The 18,800-nt window shown below is 61.6% G+C and carries 14 protein-coding genes and 2 pseudogenes; 11 read left to right on the top strand and 5 right to left on the bottom strand.

The genetic code is table 11. The annotated features are described in order from the left end of the window. Window positions 1-2: 2 nt before the first annotated feature. The 4 genes and pseudogenes from P8S53_RS15945 to P8S53_RS15930 form a co-directional block, all read right to left on the bottom strand. Window positions 3-1,148: an ABC transporter permease gene (locus tag P8S53_RS15945; protein WP_277804965.1), complete on the bottom strand. Its 1,146-nt coding sequence runs from the start codon at window positions 1,146-1,148 to the stop codon at window positions 3-5. Between the two features lie 128 nt (window positions 1,149-1,276). Beyond that, window positions 1,277-2,444 (bottom strand): annotated as a pseudogene (locus P8S53_RS15940) (IS5 family transposase). 63 nt (window positions 2,445-2,507) lie between these two features. Beyond that, window positions 2,508-3,665 carry an ABC transporter permease gene (locus P8S53_RS15935; protein ID WP_277804964.1) on the bottom strand — a complete coding sequence of 386 codons (1,158 nt, stop codon included), beginning with the start codon at window positions 3,663-3,665 and terminating at the stop codon, window positions 2,508-2,510. 3 nt (window positions 3,666-3,668) lie between these two features. Then, window positions 3,669-4,661, bottom strand: coding sequence for an HlyD family secretion protein (locus tag P8S53_RS15930; protein WP_277804963.1), 993 nt, complete (start codon window positions 4,659-4,661; stop codon window positions 3,669-3,671). A 419-nt stretch (window positions 4,662-5,080) separates the two neighbouring features. Between P8S53_RS15930 and P8S53_RS15925 the strand changes: the two genes are divergently transcribed. From P8S53_RS15925 to P8S53_RS15870, 11 genes and pseudogenes are all read left to right on the top strand, one after another. Next, window positions 5,081-6,307 (top strand): acetyl-CoA carboxylase biotin carboxylase subunit family protein, encoded by a 1,227-nt coding sequence (locus P8S53_RS15925; RefSeq protein WP_277804962.1) that lies wholly within the window; start codon window positions 5,081-5,083, stop codon window positions 6,305-6,307. A 533-nt stretch (window positions 6,308-6,840) separates the two neighbouring features. Continuing rightward, window positions 6,841-8,823, top strand: coding sequence for a hypothetical protein (locus P8S53_RS15920; RefSeq protein ID WP_277804961.1), 1,983 nt, complete (start codon window positions 6,841-6,843; stop codon window positions 8,821-8,823). Window positions 8,824-9,060: 237 nt separating this feature from the next. Then, window positions 9,061-9,861 carry a hypothetical protein gene (locus P8S53_RS15915; RefSeq protein ID WP_277804960.1) on the top strand — a complete coding sequence of 267 codons (801 nt, stop codon included), beginning with the start codon at window positions 9,061-9,063 and terminating at the stop codon, window positions 9,859-9,861. Continuing rightward, on the top strand, window positions 9,752-10,057 hold the full coding sequence (locus P8S53_RS15910; protein ID WP_277804959.1) for a hypothetical protein: 306 nt from the start codon (window positions 9,752-9,754) through the stop codon (window positions 10,055-10,057). The genes P8S53_RS15915 and P8S53_RS15910 overlap by 110 nt, the downstream gene beginning before the upstream one ends. Before the next feature lie 106 nt (window positions 10,058-10,163). Beyond that, window positions 10,164-12,155, top strand: coding sequence for a TRAP transporter large permease subunit (locus P8S53_RS15905; RefSeq protein ID WP_277804958.1), 1,992 nt, complete (start codon window positions 10,164-10,166; stop codon window positions 12,153-12,155). A 62-nt stretch (window positions 12,156-12,217) separates the two neighbouring features. Next, window positions 12,218-12,963: pseudogene (locus P8S53_RS21450) on the top strand (cyclase family protein). A 10-nt stretch (window positions 12,964-12,973) separates the two neighbouring features. Next, window positions 12,974-13,855: a prolyl oligopeptidase family serine peptidase gene (locus P8S53_RS15890; protein WP_277804955.1), complete on the top strand. Its 882-nt coding sequence runs from the start codon at window positions 12,974-12,976 to the stop codon at window positions 13,853-13,855. Between the two features lie 7 nt (window positions 13,856-13,862). Then, entirely contained in the window at window positions 13,863-14,132 is a 270-nt protein-coding gene (locus P8S53_RS15885; protein WP_277804954.1) for a hypothetical protein, read from the top strand. A 29-nt stretch (window positions 14,133-14,161) separates the two neighbouring features. Continuing rightward, window positions 14,162-14,350, top strand: coding sequence for a hypothetical protein (locus P8S53_RS15880; protein ID WP_277804953.1), 189 nt, complete (start codon window positions 14,162-14,164; stop codon window positions 14,348-14,350). Continuing rightward, on the top strand, window positions 14,284-15,099 hold the full coding sequence (locus P8S53_RS15875) for a VOC family protein (RefSeq protein ID WP_277804952.1): 816 nt from the start codon (window positions 14,284-14,286) through the stop codon (window positions 15,097-15,099). Before P8S53_RS15880 ends, P8S53_RS15875 begins: the two co-directional genes overlap by 67 nt. 168 nt (window positions 15,100-15,267) lie before the next feature. Beyond that, the gene (locus P8S53_RS15870) at window positions 15,268-17,460 is read left to right on the top strand and encodes a glycoside hydrolase family 3 N-terminal domain-containing protein (RefSeq protein ID WP_277804951.1); all 2,193 of its coding nucleotides are present in this window, start codon (window positions 15,268-15,270) and stop codon (window positions 17,458-17,460) included. A 127-nt stretch (window positions 17,461-17,587) separates the two neighbouring features. Here the strand turns inward: P8S53_RS15870 and P8S53_RS15865 are convergent, their stop codons facing one another. Continuing rightward, window positions 17,588-18,790: a methionine gamma-lyase gene (locus P8S53_RS15865; protein WP_277804950.1), complete on the bottom strand. Its 1,203-nt coding sequence runs from the start codon at window positions 18,788-18,790 to the stop codon at window positions 17,588-17,590. Window positions 18,791-18,800: the final 10 nt, after the last annotated feature.

Genomic DNA, 18,800 nt, shown 5'->3' with positions numbered 1-18,800 from the left:
GGCTATTCTGTGGCGTCTGTGTCGGGGCTGCGCGGGTGCCCGCCCGAAATTTCCAGCCATAGCGCCAATAGCCCAAAGACCCCGACCAACCCCCACAGGTGCCAGAAGGCCTGCGCGACCTGCGGCGGCGTTGCCCCCATCTGTGTCATGCGCACCAGCCCGTCAATCGCCGGTGTAGAGGGGACAAGCTGCGCCACGCTGTTCAGATGGGCAGGTATCGCCTCGACCGGCCAGGCGAAACCGGACAGAAAGAAAAACGGCAACCCCAATGCCAGCAGCACAACCTGCACCACCTCGGCGCGACGAAACAATGCGGCGACGCATTGTGCCAGCAGCCCCGTTGCCAGCACGAAGGGCAGTCCCAGCATCAAAACAGCGCCCGTATTGCCAAGATTGGGCAACCCGTAAAGTGCAGGCAGAACAATAAGGTAAAGTGGCAGCAACAGCGCATATATCGCCACCCACGCGCCCATGCGGCCCAGCACGCGCCACACCGGATGGCCGTTGCCTGTGCTGCGTCGGGTGGCGACAAGGGCCAGCCCCATCATCATGGATTGCTGAAGGATCAGCACAAATGCGGCGGGTAGAACATATGTGGCATACCCCGCAGCAGGGTTGAACAACGGCACTTCGACCTGTGCTGCGGGACTGACCTGCGCAAGGGCCACATCAGCGGATGTGCCAGACGCGATAAGGCGGCCCATTTCGATTTCTGCACCCAGTTGGCGCAAGGGCACGGCCGCGCCCTGCATCACACGCTGATACATCAGAAAATAACTGGCATCGGCATAAAGCGCGACAGGGCTTTGCCGCCCGCGCAGCAGCGCGCGTTCAAACCCTTCGGGGATCAACAGCACGCCATATGCGCGCCGTTCCTGCACAAGCCGTGTTGCCTGCACCATGTCCTGCGCGTCATGGGCCAGCGCAACCGCTTCGGATGCATCTACCCGCCGTGCCAGTTCTGCCGAACTTGTGGTGCGGTCCAGATCAACCAGCACGACAGGCACATCGCGCAGCAACTCGGCACGATACGGAAACGGATAGACCAGCGCGTAGATAACCAGCGCCGCCAGAATGATCAGCCGCACCTGACGGTCCACGAAAATGCCGCGTAATTCAGCAAGAAGGGCACCCAAGACAGCCTTCATGATGCGGCCTTAACAGGGCGCTGAAATAGTCCCTGAGCCGGAAGGCTGTCCCTTCATCAGGGCTGGGTCGGGGGATTGCGATGTCTGTCGGCGCGTTCGACATACGCGCCAGGTGCGGTTCTTCCGCGTCACACAGCCAGCAACCGGGGCAGTCTTGCGAGGTTGTTGGCGGCCATTGTCAGGATGAACCGCGACCGGACGCGATCGACGCCGCGATACATGGTCTGTGCCATGCCGCCGACGGTTTTCGCCCAGCCGAACGCCTCTTCAATTTTCTTTCGGTGCTTCTGGGACAGGGCGTAACCGGCATGTCGGGTGGTTCGGCCATCGATTGCTGAATATCTCGTTTTCTGGGCGATATGGGGCGTGACGCAGGCTTTGCGCAGGTCGGCAACGAACCCACCCGCGTCATACCCCTTGTCGGCCCCCAGCGTCATCTGCCGGGTCGATCCAGGGAATGGCGATGAACCATGTCCAGGGCGGCCGTACGTTCGGCATGGCCGTCAGCCTGGTCAGGTCGCCTTGCACGATCAGCCCACTCCGGTTCTCCATCAGCGCATGCCCGATGAAGCAAAGCATCGCCCCGGTGCCCGGGACTTCTTGTAAAGGCGCGCGTCCGGGTCGGTGGTCGAGGCGTGGGTGGCATTGGACCGTTTCTCGCCCTTGAAATCGACTTCGGCATTGCGGTGGGGTTTGGTGGTGCGGGGCATCGGGTCGGTCTCGGTTGGGTCTCGGAAGGCGCGGGCTCAAGCGTGGCATCTGGGCGAGTGGATCGCATGGCCCGTCATCGTCAGGCGGGGTGGTCTCTGCCTTCGGCTGGAAGCTCTTCATCGACGCCCAAGCCTTCACCAGCGTGCCATCGACCGAGAAGTGGTCGTCCGACAGAAGCGGCGCGACCTCGCGATGGGCCAGAATCGCCGCCATCACCTTGCGCGACATCTGCGTGCTCAGCAGCCGGTCGCGGTTCTTCGTGAAGACGGTCGGGACCCAGACGGGATCATCGATACCCAGCCCGACAAACCAGCGGAACATCAGGTTGTAATTCATCTGCTCCATCAACTGACGCTCGGATCGGACCGAGAACAGGAGTTGCAGCAGGCTGGCCCGGATCAGCCGTTCCGGCGGGATCGAAGGGCGGCCGAAATCGGTGTAAAGCGCCTCGAACTCGGCATCGAGACTGGCGAGCGCGTCATTCACCACCTGACGGATCTTGCGCAAAGGGTGCCGCACCGGAATGCGCTCCTCCAGATCAACATAGCTGAACAGCGACCCGCTCGTCCCGTCCGTCCCGCGCATCGTCACCCCCGCCGTTACAGTGCAAAGAGTGAATCATGTTCTCAAACCGCTGTCGAGACAGGACTATTTCAGCGGCCTGTTAATCCCGCGCTGCAAACGCAGAAGTTGCACAAGCATCAGTGCCGCCAGCACGCCCGCGATGCAGGCAAGCCATAGCAGCGGTGTCAGGGATAAATCCACGGGGGTGGCGCGCAAGGATTGGTCAATGCGCAGTTCCACATACCATGTGCCGGGGATCACGGCGCCCCATGCCTGCGCCAGCGGTGCCATTGCGTCGCGCGGAAACCCCAGCCCCATAAACCCAAAGGCGGGCGCGGTGATCACGGCAATGATACTGGCCGCGCGGCCCATGTCGCGCGTCACAACAAAGGCCAATGCGCCAATCAGTTGGGCTGCCAGAACGAACATCACCGCCCCCACCGCCATCAGCGGCAGCGACCCGCGCAAGGGCACGGCAAGCAGGCCATAAAGCAAGATATCCGACAGGCCCAGAATCAGCAAAAATACGCAGGTATAGGGCAATATTTTGCCCAGCATCGCAGGCAGCACCCCGCCTGCCATCCGCGCCAGAACCTGCGGATGCCGGCCCGGCCCGAAATCAAGTGACACCGCATAGGCCGTGCCTGCCGCAGCAATGATTTGCAGGACCGTCGGCACAAGGGCAGCCAACAGGAAGTGCACATAATCAAAGGCCGGATTGAACAGGGCGTGGGATTGCAGCGCAATGGGCTGAATGCTGACCTGCGCCTGAACGGTCGGCTCGCCCTGTCCCTGCCGGATGGACAGGCGCAGCCCGGCAAGGGCTGTGTCGATTGCATTGCGTGCGCCCCGCGCAACCAATGATCCCGCGCTCATGTGCTGGTTGTCGTAGAAGGTCACAATTTCAGGACGCTCGCCACGGGTGACATCGCGTTCCAGCCCTTGCGGCAGATATATCGCGCCGCGCACATCACCGGAAACGATCAGGGCGCGCGCTTCTGACAGGCTAAGCGCCTGATGCGTGACCTGCAATTCCGGCGCAGCATCCAGCATGCGGGTCACGCTGCGCGACAGATGCGAGCGGTCCAGATCGACCACGGCCACGGCCATGCCAGTGGGAATGCCAGCGCGGAAAATGCCGCTAAGGAGTGCTATCATCAGCAGTGGCAGCAGCACCACCAGCCCTGCCAGCGCGGGGCTGCGCAGCAACAGTCTGAATTCGCGCAGCATGACGGCGAACATGGCTTACCTGTCCAGCGAAATAAGCGCGGACATCCCCGGTCGCAGGCCGTCAACCGGCTGCATGGTCTGCGCGCGCAATTCGAAGCTGCGCAGGTCAAAATCGCCGGTTGCGCGGGTCGCGCGCCAGCTTGCGAACTGGCCCTGCACATTGATCAGGGTGATCTGCGCCCCCACCTCTGTATCCAGTGCGGGCACGCGCACGTTCAGCGTGTCGCCCACTTGCAGCCCTGCCAGCAGATCTTCGCGCAGGTTGAAGGTAAACCACGCATTATCCAGATCGACGATGGTGAAAAGCGGTGCGCCGGGGCCGATATTTTCACCCAGTTCAATCAAACGGGCGGAAATTTCACCCCCAAGCGGGGCGTAAATCGTCAATTCGTCCAGATCGGCCTGACGCTGGGCAAGGGCAGCTTCGGCCTGGGCCACCTGTGCTGCGGTGACGGCACGTTCTTCGGGGGACGCACCGGCGCGCGCCAGATCAAGCTGTGCTTGCGCCGCTTCCTGCCTGCGGGCTGCGGTTTCGACATTGCGCACGGACTGGTCGATTGCGGCTTGCGGCCGCAGGCCTTGTTGCGACAGTTCCGTGTCGCGCGTGGCCTGTTCTTCGGCAAGGCGCAGATCGGCCTGTGCGGCCGCGAATTCCGCTTCGCGGGCGCGGATCACTTCGGGGCGGGTGGCACCTGCCGCCGCTTCCGATGCGCGCGCCACATCCAGCCCTGCGGTTGCGGCGGCATGGGCGGTGACAAGCTGCGGGTTCGACAGTTCGGCCAGAACCTGCCCCTGCTCGACCTGTGCACCCAGATCGGCCATCACGTCGGTCACGCGCCCTGATGTGCGTGCGGACACATCAACGCGCGGGGCCGCCACTTCGCCCTGAATGACCAGCGGGCCGGGGCGCGTGACCCACCAGACCGACAGTGCGACCAGTGCAGCCAGAACGCCGATCACAAGGAAAGGTGTCACCGGTTTGCGTGTAAGGGGTGTTTTTTCTGACATTGGATTACCGCCAAAGGTTGTTTTGCGGACAGATTATAACTGACGGGGATAGCTATAGCATTGCATCCACACAACCCCTGATGGTGCGATGGAACGCAAGGTCATTTTCCTGTCGCCCGCGGGTTTTGTCGCGGGCGGCGCGGGGCCGGCGCACAGGGTGTGCGCGGCATCCTTGTGCAGATGCGCCCGTTTTCCGGCATGTGCCCCACAGGCGCAGCGCGTATGGCTAATAATTTCGTATATCGAAGTAAATTTTTGCACTTAATATGTATTGATGGTATAAAATAGCAATAATTATTGAAAATAAATCTATTTTTGCAGCTTGGTGTCATTCCTTTATAGTTTGTGTTATCGAACTATATCTGAAGGGTAGTTCTGGCCATACAGGCAGAACAGGCCCGATAACTAAAGGAGTACGTATGCAGACCGAGGACCCAGAAAAAGGTTATATTGCCGTCTTGGGATGGAGCTTAAGATGCATTGATGCTTTGGAAAAATTTGACCGCCGCTATGTTATCGTTGCGCCCCAATGGGCAGAAGAATACGCAAAGCAGCACAATATCCCGCATGTCAGCTGGGATTTCGAGCGTCTGAACGACCGGTCCCATGAACTGGCGACCACGCTCAAGGATATGGGCGTTGATGTTGCGATCCCGTTGTTTGAAGAAACGGTTGAATGGGCAGGGGCCATTAATTCGGTGTTGCTGGGCAACCCGCGCCTGCTAAGCCAGTCGATGCTGTTCCGCGACAAATCGCTGATGAAGCGGCGCGCGCAGCTTGGCGGTATCCGCGTGGGTATTTTTGAAGAGGCGATGGACCAGTCCGATGTGATCCGCTTTCTGAAACGCGTCAATCAGACATTGCTGAAGCTGGACGGTGACCCGAATGACCCGATCCACTTCAAGGCATTCGACAAGGCAGGCTGCCTTGGGCACCGTGTCATCCGTTCACCCGATGATGTGGCCGCGATTGCGGATGATGAATTTCCGGCACTGCTGGAATCGCATCTGGATGGCTGGGAATTCGCGGTCGAGGCGTGGATCAAGGACCGCAAAATCCAGTTTCTGAACATCTCGGAATATGTGACGCTTGGGTATTCGGTTTTTGTGCCCGCCACACCCGAGCTGGAAAAATACCGCGCCAAGATCACCGAGCAGATCGAGAAGCTGATCGAAGTGTTCGACATTGATTTCGGGTTCATCCACCCCGAATACTTCGTGACCAATGATGGCACGATGTATTTCGGCGAAGTGGCCTATCGCCCGCCGGGTTTTAATGCATTTGAGTTGATGGAACGCGCATACGGCTTTAACGCCTATCAGGGCCTTGTGCTGGCGTTCGATCCGAAAGCGACGCAAGAAGAACTAGACGCGTTCTTCCCCACACCAGTAAAGGATGCGTTGGGCCATGCAGGCTGTTTCGGGGTCTACCCCCGCCGCCGCGTTGTCAGCGAATTGAGCATCCCGCCGGAAACCGAAAATGACCCGTATTTCGAGTTTCACGAACTTGCGCCGCCGATGGAATCCAAGGTGACCAAACGGTCCGCTTTTGGCACGCATTGGGGGCTGATCTATTTCTTTGGCGAAGATCCGCATCGTTTGCGTGATTTGCTCAAGGCGCAGGAAGAACTGGATTTCTACATCTAGGGCGTAGGCGGATCAGGTTGAAACCCGCGGTTGGGAGGTTTTGGCCTTTTGCGGTCATTGGGAATGCCCCAAGGCGCGGAGCAAAGGCCGCAGGCCGCCGCGCCATCGGTGGGCCGTCCCGCGGCCTGCCGATTTGGCTGATGGCCGTCCAAGCCTATGATCTTGGGAGTATGCAGCCTGCATAAAGTGAACTTCACGAACGCCGGATCGGCAGACCCCGGCCCACCGATGGCGCGGGCTGTATCCAAGCGCGAACGTCCACAAAAGGCCAGAACCAACCAGCCTTGCGGTTCCATCCGACATGACACCGCTTCTGGATGCCCTCGCCGGAATTTCGCCAGAGGCCAGGAAAACGGGCTGATCAGGCGGTGTATCTGCCGCCCTGAACAGCCCGTTTTCCATTCAGCACGGCAGATCACCATGATCGGTCGCCACCTTTGACCGCCGCGCAGGGTTGTATTCATAGCCCATAGGCGCAAGACTCGACACCGACATAACAGGGCGCATAAGCGCAAGAAGCGGGACACGCATAAATGAACACAAGCCCTCTGGATGAGACGATCAAGCCGATTTTGCGCAGCTTCGATCATGTGCTGTCGCAGCTTGCCAGTGCATCCTCTGCGGGCAAGGCGACCTATCAGGGGCGCATGCTGGATACTGTCAAGCGCCTGTTGAAACACCCCGGCGGGCTGGCCGCACTCGAAGCCCGTGTCGAGGCGTTGGAACAAGCCGGCATTTTTGCGGGAACAGACTGGGCCGTCCCGTCCAGTCTGGTTCCGGGTATGGTGGGCAATACCCTGAAATCGACAGAACTTCGGACGGTCGCGCTGGAATGCGTCAACCTGCTGCGGTTTCTGGCCGTGGTGCGTGGCGTGCATTCACAGCCAAGATTGCCCGTTGAACATGCGCGCCATTTCCTGACGCAGGTTCTGGCCCTGAACCTTGACCGCATTCTTGGGGCACATCACGAAGCGGCGCGGGTGTCAGCGGGCGAACTGGATGCGGCGGTGGACCAGTTGCTGAAACATATTCTGGATAAGGTCGGCACCGAAGGTATCCTTGGCCAACTGGTGGACGAGGTGTGGCGCATCATGCGCCAGCGCCCCATTCAGGTGGATCATGTGAAGTCGATGATCCTGCAAATTGCGATTGCAATGAATGGCGACGGCCAGAGTTTTCGCGCAAGCGATACCCGGCTGGGCGCTGACAGGCTGATCAGCGCGCTGTTCGGCCCGACCGACCTGTGCCGCGAAGATCCGGGGCTGGCGGTATATCGCGACCGCCTGAACGCGGCAGATACCGGCAGCCTGCAAGCCGAAGCCACCGGCATGGCCCGCGCCATGCACGACACCGGGCTGGTGTCGGATTATCACGCCGATTTTCTGCGCTTTGTCATGGAAACGGGTCAGGGGCATTTGCTGGCCGATGCCCTGGGCCTTAGCAGCACGGGCCTTGATGCGTTGCGCTGCTATCAGGCGCTTGTTCAACAACTGATTGATGTTGCGGTGCGGCCGGGAACCGCGCAGGCCGTGTTGGGCATCGCGCTGATGCTGGAGCGCGGTATTTTGTATTCACCGCCGATTGCCCCGTCGTTGTGGCGGCTTCTGGGGGCAAAGCTGACACCCGATTGCGAAGCAGGTCTGATCGCGGCATTCGGGACAGACCCCACACCGCACCAGCGGCTGGTTGCAGGCGTGATGATGTTGCTGGGGCAGCCACTGGGCATAGGGCAGGGCAATAACCCGACCTGCCAGTCTGCGCGCGCCTTGTCCATGTGGGCCTTGAACGATCCTGATTATCTGCTTTGGCAACTGGCGCAGGCAACGTCCAATGATCGCATCATCATGCATTTCGAAGGGCAGCCGCTGGATTCGGGCACATTGCCTGCCGGGCTGGCCCTTCACACACCACTGGACGCCGATCCGGTCTCGGCGGTTCTGGTCCCGCATCTGGACCGCATTTATGCCGAAATGGGGCGGCGTGTGCTGGGGCGTGGCGAAGACCCGCATCGCTGGATAAACCCGGAATTGCACGGCTGGTGGGTCGGGCGCGAATTTCACATCGCGGTGGATGTGATGACTGGAAAGCTTCACGCATATGACCAGTTCATCCGTGATTTCCACATCGCCTATCACCCGTTGCATAATGGCAATGAACCCGTCATCCACCCCCAGCCTGCCGGGATCGCTGTCACCGACAGTCAGGGCACGTTCGTAGGCTGGCACGCGATTTCAATCATTCGGGTGGCCCTTGACCAGTCCGGCATGATGCGTGTGTATTTTTTCAACCCCAACAATGACAGCGGGCAGGATTGGGGTCATGGCATCGTTGTGTCCACGCATGGAAATGGCGAACGTCTGGGCGAGGCATCGTTGCCCTTCGCGCAGTTCACATCGCGGCTATACATATTTCATGATGACGGGTTGGAAACAGCCATGGCAGTGCCGGTGGAGGATGCTGAAGTGGCGGTCATTCGGGAAATGGCCCATAAAAGCTGGGCATGCGACCGCCTGTGACAAGCATTGCCTGTGATCCGGGTCACCTGCGCGAAGGTCGCCGGTGCCGACCGGCATTCTTCAGCCTGCGGTCGAAGCCATTGAATCTCATATTGTATTCCTTTGTTGTTTGTTTGTGTGGTTTTGTATGTATTGTTATTTCCGATATGTTACATCTGAAGTTTCGATTTTTAAAATATAAACAGGTTTGCTACTTCTTTTATGTGCGCTGGTTACGGCGCTATGGAGGAGGAAGCCATGTCCCGTTATTTGCCTGCATTTGCGGTTGCGTTTGCTGTGTTTTGTGGTCCTGCCGCTGCGCAGGAGCATCTGATTTTCGCCACGGCCAGCCCGTCGGAAGGGCCGATTTCGACTGAGATTTTCAACGATTGGGCCGCGCGCATCAATGAGGATGGCGCGGGTGTTGTTGAAATTGACGTCCGCCACGGCTTCACGATGGCCAGCCCGGCCAATTTCTATGACCGCGTCAAGGACGGCGTGGTGCCGATCACCTGGGGCATCATGACCACGATTGGCGGGCGTTTTCCGCTGACCGGCATGGTGGAGCTGCCATTGCTGAGCGATGATGCCGAGACGGCCTCTGTCGCGTTCTGGCGGCTGTATGCCGAGGGGCATCTGGACGCCGAATATCATGACATTGTGCCGCTGTTTCTGACGGCCTTTCCGCAATCGGGCGTGCATCTGTCGGCGCCGCTGGCATCGCTGGACGATCTGGCAGGCGCGCGGGTGATCGCGGGCTCGCAGACCAATTCGCAGGTCATTCAGGCGCTTGGCGGGTTGCCGCAATCCATCAACCCCGCCGACGCCTATGAGGCCATCCAGCGCGGCACCGCCGATGGCCGGTTCGTGCCCTGGACCGCCTTCCCCCTTCCGCATGGAGGAGGTGACCAGCTACCATATCGAGGCGCCGATCGGCACGGCCATCGGCATGGTGTTCATGAACCGCGACATCTGGGAGGAACTGCCGCCAGAGGCGCGCGAGGTCATCATGCGCCATTCCGGCGAAGATCAGACACGCATTCTGGGCCGGTTCTTTGATGCCCAGAATGACGCGATCCGCACGCGCATTTCCGGCATGGACGGGCATGTGCTGGCCGCGCCCGACCCGCAGCAGGCCGCGCAATGGGAAACGCGGCTGGCGCCGGTGACCGAAAGCTGGCTGGCGCGCACCGAAGGCGGCGCGGCCCTGCTGGAGCGCTTTACCCGATTGCTGGAAGACGCGGCCACAGACTGACCCCGCGCGCCCCCCCGATATGCGCCCCCGAGATGCGGGCGCGCCTCCGAATTCCGAAGCCACTTCCGCAGGGCCGGTCTGCCCTGCGGAGCAGCGAGGACTGCCCATGCCACATCCGCAAACAGATATCCTGCCGCGCAAGCCGGTGATTGATGTCGTGCTGCACCGCGTCACCCGCCCGCTGGCCTTCGCGGGGGTTCTGGGCATGCTTGCGGTGGCGGCCATCACTGTGATTGCGGTCGGGCTGCGCTGGTCGGGTCTGGGCGGTCTGGCGGCGATGAACGAAATAACCGGCATGCTGTTTGCCGTGGCCATTGCCGCGACGCTGCCTGCGGCCACTGCGCAACGGGTGCATCTGCGCATCGACCTGCTGGGGGGTATGATGGGGCCGCGGGTGCGGCGCATGATGGATTTTCTGGGGTCAGTGCTGCTTTTGCTGTTTGTGACGCTGCTGGCCCGCGAGGTTTACGCCTATTCGGGGCGGCTGATTTCGGGGGGGCGGACGACAACCATTCTGGGCTGGCCGGTGGGCCAGTTTGTGCGCGCGGTGGGGGTCCTGCTTTGGGCCACTGTGGCTGTGCAGGCGGTGATCTGCGCGCTGGATTTGCGCCGCATGGCGCTGCGCGCGCCTGCCGGGAACGCGGGCGATGATTCTGCCTGTGACGCTGCCTGTGATGCGGCCAGCGGCGGGCGCACGCATCCGCTGGTCTGGGGGCTGCTGCTGGGCACGGCTGTGGCGGTGGCATGGCTTGTGTGGTGGGGCTGGGGGGATTTTCGCGGCATGTCGCGCGTGGTGACCAGCGCCCCGCTTGCCTCTGTCGGGGTGGGGTTTGCGTTGCTTTGGGCGGCGCTGCTGTTGTTGTTTCCGGTCTCGGCGGTGATGGGGGTGATGGGGCTGGTGGGCACCGCGCTGTTTCTGAACTGGCGGCCGGCATGGTCGGTGCTGTCATCGGAAACGGTGGGGTTTGTGACAAATCCGCAAGTGGCCGCGCTGCCGCTGTTTTTGCTGATGGGCAGTTTTGCCATGGTCGCGGGCCTGTCGGATGATGTGTACCGTCTGGCGCGCGCGGGTCTGGGGCGCTTTCGCGGCGGGCTGGCGCTGGCCACGGTCGGGGGCTGTGCGGGCTTTGGCGCGGTCACCGGATCATCGCTGGCCACAGTTGCCACATTCGGGCGGATTTCGCTGCCGCAGATGCGCGCGGCAGGCTATTCCCCCGCGCTGGCATCAGGGACCGTTGCGGCGGGCGGCACGCTGGGCGCGCTGATCCCGCCATCCGCGCCGATCATCCTGTTTGCCCTGCTGACGGAAGCCAGCATCGGCCAGCTGTTTGTCGCCGCAGTCATTCCCGGCCTGATGGCAGCGGCGTTGTATATGGGCACAATCGCACTGGTCGTGCGCATGACCCCCGGCGCCGCGCCCTTGCCCCAACCCGGCCCGCCGGGCGAATTGCGCGCAGCATTTGCCAAGGCCGGTCCCGTCAGCGTGCTGTTCGGCACCGTCATCGGGGGGCTTTATGCAGGCGTGTTCACGGCCACGGAATCCGCAGCGGTCGGTGCCATCGGGGCGTTTGTCATGGCGCTGTGGCGCGGCAAGCTGAACCGGCGTGAAATTCTGTCGGTGATGGGCGAGACCACTGCGATCACCGCCATGATCTATATGCTGATCTTCGGCGCATTGGTGTTTTCTTTCTTCGTGGGGGCCAGCCAGCTGCCCGAGACACTGACGCGGATGGTCGGCGCACTGGATGTCACACCGCTGCTGATCATCGCAATTTTGCTGGTGATGTATCTGCTGCTTGGGTCAGTGATGGACAGTTTCGCCATCATGATCATCACGGTCCCCATCGTCACGCCGCTGATCCTTGGCATGGGCTATGACCTGATCTGGTGGGGCATCATCATGCTGGTGGTGGTGGAAACCGGCCTGATCACGCCGCCTTTCGGGGTCAATCTGTTCGTTATCCGCTCGGTCCAGCCGGATGTGCCGCTGGGCACAGTGTTCAAAGGGGCGCTGCCCTTCGTGCTGTCCGATTTCCTGCGGCTTGCGGTGCTGGTGCTGTTTCCGGCGCTGGTGCTGTGGCTGCCATCACAAATGTAGCCGCGCAAATCTAGCCGCACAAATTTAGCAAGGTGTAAAATGCCAGAATCATCGACCTGTCCGTGCCGCTGGAAACCGGCATCCCCTCTGACCCGCCGGGCCTGCTGCCCGAGATCGACTATCATGACCACGACACCGGCGCGGCCGAGTTCGAGGCCATGACAGGACTGGAGCGCGCGCAGTTTCCCGATGGCAAGGGCGCCGCCTCCGAGCGTTGCCGCATCACCACCCATAACGGCACCCATCTGGACGCGCCATGGCACTATCACCCCACCATGGATGGCGGCAAACGCGCCATCACCATTGACGAGGTGCCGCTGGACTGGTGCTCCGCCCCGGCGTGAAGCTGGATTTCCGCCATCTGCCCGATGGTCATGTGGTCACCGCCGCCGAGGTCGAGAGCGAGTTGGACCGCATCGGCCACAGCCTGCGCCCCTATGACATCGTGCTGGTCAACACATCCGCCGGTGCCGCCTATGGCCAGCCCGATTTTCTGGCGCGCGGCTGCGGCATGGGCCGCGAGGCCACGCTGTATCTGACGCGCCGCGGCGTGCGCGTCACAGGCATTGACGGCTGGTCATGGGACGCGCCTTTCGGGGCCACATTGCAACGCATCCGCGCCACCGGTGATGCCAGCCTGTTCTGGGAAGGGCACAAGGCCGGCGCCGAGATCGGCTACTGCCATATCGAGAAACTGACCAATCTGCATGAACTTCCCGCCCACGGTTTCACCGTGGCCTGTTTCCCCGTCAAGGTCGCCCGCGCCAGCGCGGGCTGGTGCCGGGCGGTGGCACTTCTCAATGACTGAAAGGACGCAAATGTTCAGATACTTTCCAACCAATTATGTCTGGGACCTGTCGGTCAATCTGGCCATCGAAATGGGCGGCCGGATGGGCGAGATCGCCGAGATGTGCGCGCCCCTGACCGAGGCCGCGAAAGCCCCCGATGCCGATGGCACGCGCGCCTTCCGCGAAAGCTGGGAGAAGATGGCCAACCGGCTGGAAGGGCTGGCACAGGATGATCTGGCGCGCGGGCGCACGCTGTCGGCCAGCACCAAGCTGATGCGCGCGGCCAATTACCTGATCATCGCCGAGCGGATGCAGGCGCATGGATCGGACGGGCGGCTGGCGCTGTATCGCCACCATCTGGCAACCTTCTATCAGGCGCTCTCGCTGGGGCGCGGCGGTGCGTATCGTGTGGAAATCCCCTATCAGGGCAAGCATCTGTCGGGGATTTTCATGCCCGCCGAAGGGGTCACTGGCCCGCAGCCGGTCTTGATACAGGTCAACGGTTTCGACAGCACCAAGGAAATGCGCTACATGGCGCAACTGCCCGGACTTCTGGCCAAACGCGGCATCGCGTCCCTGGTGCTGGACCAGCCCGGCACCGGCGAGGCGCTGCGCCTGCAAAACCTGACCGCGCGCCACGATGCCGAGCATTGGGCCACCCCCGTCTATGACTGGCTGGCCGCGCGCGCCGATGTGGACGCCGCCCGCATCGGTATCGAAGGGGTGTCGCTGGGCGGGTATTACGCCCCGCGCGCCGTCGCGTTCGAGCCGCGCTTTGCCTGCGGCATCAGCTGGGGGGCAAACCATGACTGGCGCGATGTGCAAAAACGCCGTCTGGAACGCGAAGGCGATTTCCCCCGTCCCGCATTACTGGGCGCATGCCGCCTGGGTGTTCGGCGCGAAAGACATTGATGATTTCATGGCGCGCGCCGAACATATGCATCTGGACGGCGTGCTGGACCGCATCCGTGTGCCCTATCTGGTCACGCATGGCAAACATGACACCCAGATCCCGCTGAAATGGGCGCATCGCACCTTTGATCAACTGCTCAACAGCCCGCGCCGCGAACTGGTCATCTTTGATGAACGCACCGGCGGCGTGATGCATTCCAGCGTCGATAATTCCGGCCCCGTGCTGGATTGCATCTGCGATTTCGCCGCCGAAACCCTTGGCGGCCGAACCGCCTGAACACACCGCCTGAACACAAGGAAGACACCATGCAGATCATCGGACCCGACCTTCTGGTCTTTGGCGTGGACGACGTGCCCGCCTGCCATGAATTCCTGACCGCCTACGGGCTGGAGGCGCAGGACTACGCCCCGAACGGGGCGGCTGTTTCATGTCGCTCGATGGCACCGGCCTTGAAATCCGCCGCCGCGACGACCCGTCGCTGCCGCCCGCGCTGAAGACCGGCAACATGCTGCGCCTGCAGGTGCTGGGCGTGGTGGATCAGGCCGCACTGGACGCGGTCGCGGCGGAACTGGGCCGTGACCGGCAGGTGCTGCGGCTGGCCGACGGATCGCTGCGCTGCCACGACGATCAGGGGTTCGCGCTGTCCTTCCGCATAAGCACCCGCACCACGCCGGACATGCCCGCCGAGAAGGTCAACGCACCCGGCGATTATGGCCGCAAGCCCAATGAAATTGGCGTGTCCGAAAGCATGCCCGCCAAACCCCGCACCCTGTCGCATATCGTGCTGTTCGTGCCCGATATCGACGGTGCGGTGGCGTTCTACCGCGACCGGCTGGGGTTTCGCATCACCGACACGCTGACCGGCGCAGGCCCCTTCCTGCGCCCGCAGGCCAACCCCGACCACCACACGCATTTCTTCATCCGCACACCGCCCTATATGCAGGGCTGCGAACATCTGGCCTTCCATATGGGGGGACCGACCGAATTGATGGTCGCAGGCAGCCGCATGATGGAGCAGGGGTTCGAGTCGTTCTGGGGACCGGGGCGGCACAAATTCGGGTCGAACTGGTTTTGGTATTTCAAAAGCCCGCTTGGCTGCAACGTGGAATTCGACGCCGATATGGACATTCATGACGATGACTGGGCCCCGCGCGAAGCCCCCATGGGACCAGAAGCCTCGCAGGCCTTCCTCATGCAATGGCGCAAGAAATGGGCGCCCACCGGCGGGCCGAAAGCAGACTGAACCATGGTCATGCTCACCCGTCTCAAAGACCTGCCAAATGGCACCGCCCGCGGCTTCAATGTGGCGGGACTGCCCTGCAAGGTTATCATCGTGCGCCGTTGAACGTTGACCCTGTGGAAACGTGTCAGTCGCCGGACGATAGTTCGAATGAAACCGGAGGAGATCATTTTGAAAACCACACTTCTTGCCACCACCGCGCTTGTCGCGGGGATGGTGCAGGGCGCTGCTGCACAGGACATGCAGCAGCCCGAAATTGCGACCCGCGCCAAAGCTGTGATCGAACAGGACGGCCTGCAATTCCGCGATGCCAACGGCAACGGCACGCTGGACCCTTATGAAGACTGGCGATTGCCGGTGGCCGAGCGTGTGGCGGATTTGCTGGCGCGGATGTCGCTGGAAGAGCGCGCGGGCATGCTGCTGATCGACACGCTGGCCGCAGGCTGTGAAGGCACGGCTGACGGCACGCCCGCAGATGAGTTTCTGAATGTCCATCACATGACACGGTTCATTTTGCGCAACACCGTGGCTGAAACCGCCGCACCGTGCGAAGGGCGCGCGCCGCGTGGCGGCTTCGCTGTCACGGCGGAACAACTGGCGGGTTTTGCCAATGATGTGCAGGAAATGGCCGAGGCGCGGCCACTGGGTATTCCAGTGCTGTTCAAGGATAATGCGCGCAACCATCTTGAAACCGACCCCCGTTTCGGGATTGGCGGGGGCGCAGGCGCGATGACGGCCTTTCCCAAGGAGTTGGGAATTGCGGCGGCGGTTCTGGGAACCGGCGGGCTGGAACCGGTGACTGCCCTGACCGATGTGATGTCGGCGGAATGGCGCGCCTTGGGCATTCGCGGGATGTATGGCTATATGGCCGATCTGGCGACGGAACCGCGTTGGTACCGCGTGCATGAAACCTTTGGCGAAAACAGCACCCTGACCGGTGATATCATCGAGGGGCTGATTTCGGGGTTGCAGGGCGGGCCAGTCGGGCCGCAAACTGCCGTTGCGCTGACGTTGAAACACTTTCCCGGTGGCGGGCCGCAGGAACAGGGGCTTGACCCGCATTATTCCTTCGGACAGCGACAGGTCTATCACTCCGGCGCGTTTGAGGACCATCTGGCACCATTCCGCCGCGCCATCGATGCCGGTCTGGGCGCGGTCATGCCGTATTATGGCATTCCCGTTGATGTGACCTATGACGGGGAAGGGCTGGAAGCGGTGGGATTTTCCTTCTCGTCGCAGACCGTCAACTGGCTGTTGCGCGAACAGCTGGGCTTTCAGGGCTATGTGAATTCGGACACGGGCATCATTCAGGCGCGGGCATGGGGCAAGGAAGACGCCACTGTGGCTGAACGCGTGGCGTTGGCCATCAACAGCGGAAATGACGTGCTGTCGGGCTTTTCCAATGTTGATGAAATTCTGGGTCTGGTCGCGGAGGATCTGGTAAGCGAGAACCGCATTACCGAAGCTGCGGGGCGTTTGTTGTCCGAACAGTTCGCGCTGGGATTGTTTGAAAACCCCTATGTGGATGCCGCAGCCGTTCGTCAGATCGTTGCAAACCCGGATCATCTTGCAAAGGCGGCCGAGGTGCAGCGCCAGTCGGTCGTGCTGTTACAAAATGACGGAGTGTTGCCGCTTTCCCCGGATGCCAGGATTTATGCGCTGAACACCGATGCCGCGATCATCGAAGGGCTGGGCCTGTCGGTCACCGATGGCACTGCCGGCGCAGATGCCGAACGCCCGTCCGCACAGGGGTATGACGCTGCGGTGATCAGGGTCTATGTGCGCAATACCGGCACCAGCGGTTACCGCTCCAACGATGCTGAAACCGGCGCGAACCCGGTGCATCTGAACCCTCGCACAGGTAATGTCTGGGGCGCCGAAGACCCTTGCAATGTTGTGCCTGACCTTAATCCGGTTTGCGCCGATGATGGCCAGTTGGGCGGGCCGCAGGCCCCCGCTTTGGGCCTGTTGTTCGGGGGGGCATTCCCTTGGGAAACCGATGCGCTGTCCTTCACCGCCATGGCGGCTGCGCAGTCATGGGACATTTTCCCCACGCTGGACACCCTTCAGGCGGTCATGGACGAAGTGGGTGCGGACCGCACCATTCTTGCCATCGATTTCCGCAATCCCTATGTCATTGATGCCGAAAGCGGCTTGCGCGACGCGGGTGCGCTGCTGGCAACCTTCGGTGTGAATGATGCGGCGCTGATGGATGTGCTGACAGGTGGTTTTGCGCCTGTGGGGCGCATGCCCTTCGCGCTGGCTGAAAACCTTGATGCGGTGATCAACAACCATTCCGATGCGCCCGGCTACCCCGAAGGCGACACGCTGTTTCCGTATGGTCATGGCTTGAGCTACCAATAGGAGTGACGTGCGCGGCATGATAAAAGTGCTGACCACAGGCGGGAGTTTCACATCATCCACGTCCATGATGCCCGCCTGTGTCGATCCCGTCTACCGTGGGGCGGATGGGATTGGCGGGGGGATCAGGTCAGGCTATGCGCGCTGCGTGTTCGGGGGCAAGCGCGGTGTCCAGATCGTCCAGTATGTCGGACACATCTTCCAGCCCGACCGACAGGCGTATCAACCCGTCGCTGATGCCATGGGTTGCGCGTTCTTCCGCTGTATAGGTGGAATGGGTCATCGATGCCGGATGCTGGATCAGCGTTTCCGCATCCCCCAGCGACACGGCACGCGCGATCATGCGCAGATTGTTCATCATGCGCCGCCCTGCATCCAGCCCGCCTGTCAATTCGAATGCGATCATCGCGCCGGGCTGTGCCATCTGCCGGCAGGCCAGCGCGTGTTGTCCGAAACTTTTCAGCCCCGGATAGTGGACCTTGCTGACATCAGGATGCGCGTCCAGCCAGTCAGCTACCACTTGCGCTGATGCGCAATGCCGTTCCATTCGCAAGGCCAGCGTTTTCAATCCGCGCAGCACCAGCATTGCATTAAAAGGGGCCATCACCGCGCCGGTCATATCCTTCATACCCACCAGCCGGATTTCGCTGACCTGCTCGGCGCGTCCGACCACGATACCGGCCACCAGATCACCATGCCCGCCCAGGTATTTCGTGGCCGAATGCACGACCAGATCGGCCCCCAATGCGATGGGGCGGGTCAGATATGGGGTGGCATAGGTGTTGTCCACGATCACCTGCGCCCCGCCCGCATGGGCGACTTCAGACACGGCGGCAATGTCTACCAGTCGCATGTTGGGGTTGGCGGGTGTTTCAAAATAGACCACGCGTGTGCGGTCCGTCATCGCAGCCGCCAGATTGGCGGGGTCTGTCATGTCCACATGCGTGATCGTGATGCCGAATTTGCGCAGCCCGTGATGCATGAACGAAAAGGTGCAGCCATAAAGCGTCTTGTCGACGATCACTTCGTCGCCGGGCGACAGCAGCGTCCACAGCACCGATGATACCGCGCCCATACCCGATGCCAGCGCCAGCCCCGCCTCTGCCCCTTCAAGGGCGGCCATGCGGCGTTCCAGCAAATCCAGCGTCGGGTTTGATATGCGCGAATAGACATGCCCTGCACGCTCACCGGCAAAGATTTCGCCCCCCGCCTGGGCGGTTTCAAAGGCGAAGGTTGATGTCAGGTGCAACGGTGGGGTCAGCGCGCCTTCGTGGTCCAGCGGGTTGTAGCCAAGATGGATGGCGCGGGTGGCAAAGCCTTTGTCATGGGTCATGTCAACTCTC

This window comes from Roseinatronobacter sp. S2 (assembly GCF_029581395.1).
In the GTDB taxonomy this organism is placed as follows: domain Bacteria; phylum Pseudomonadota; class Alphaproteobacteria; order Rhodobacterales; family Rhodobacteraceae; genus Roseinatronobacter.
This window is presented reverse-complemented; position numbering and strand designations above follow the sequence as displayed.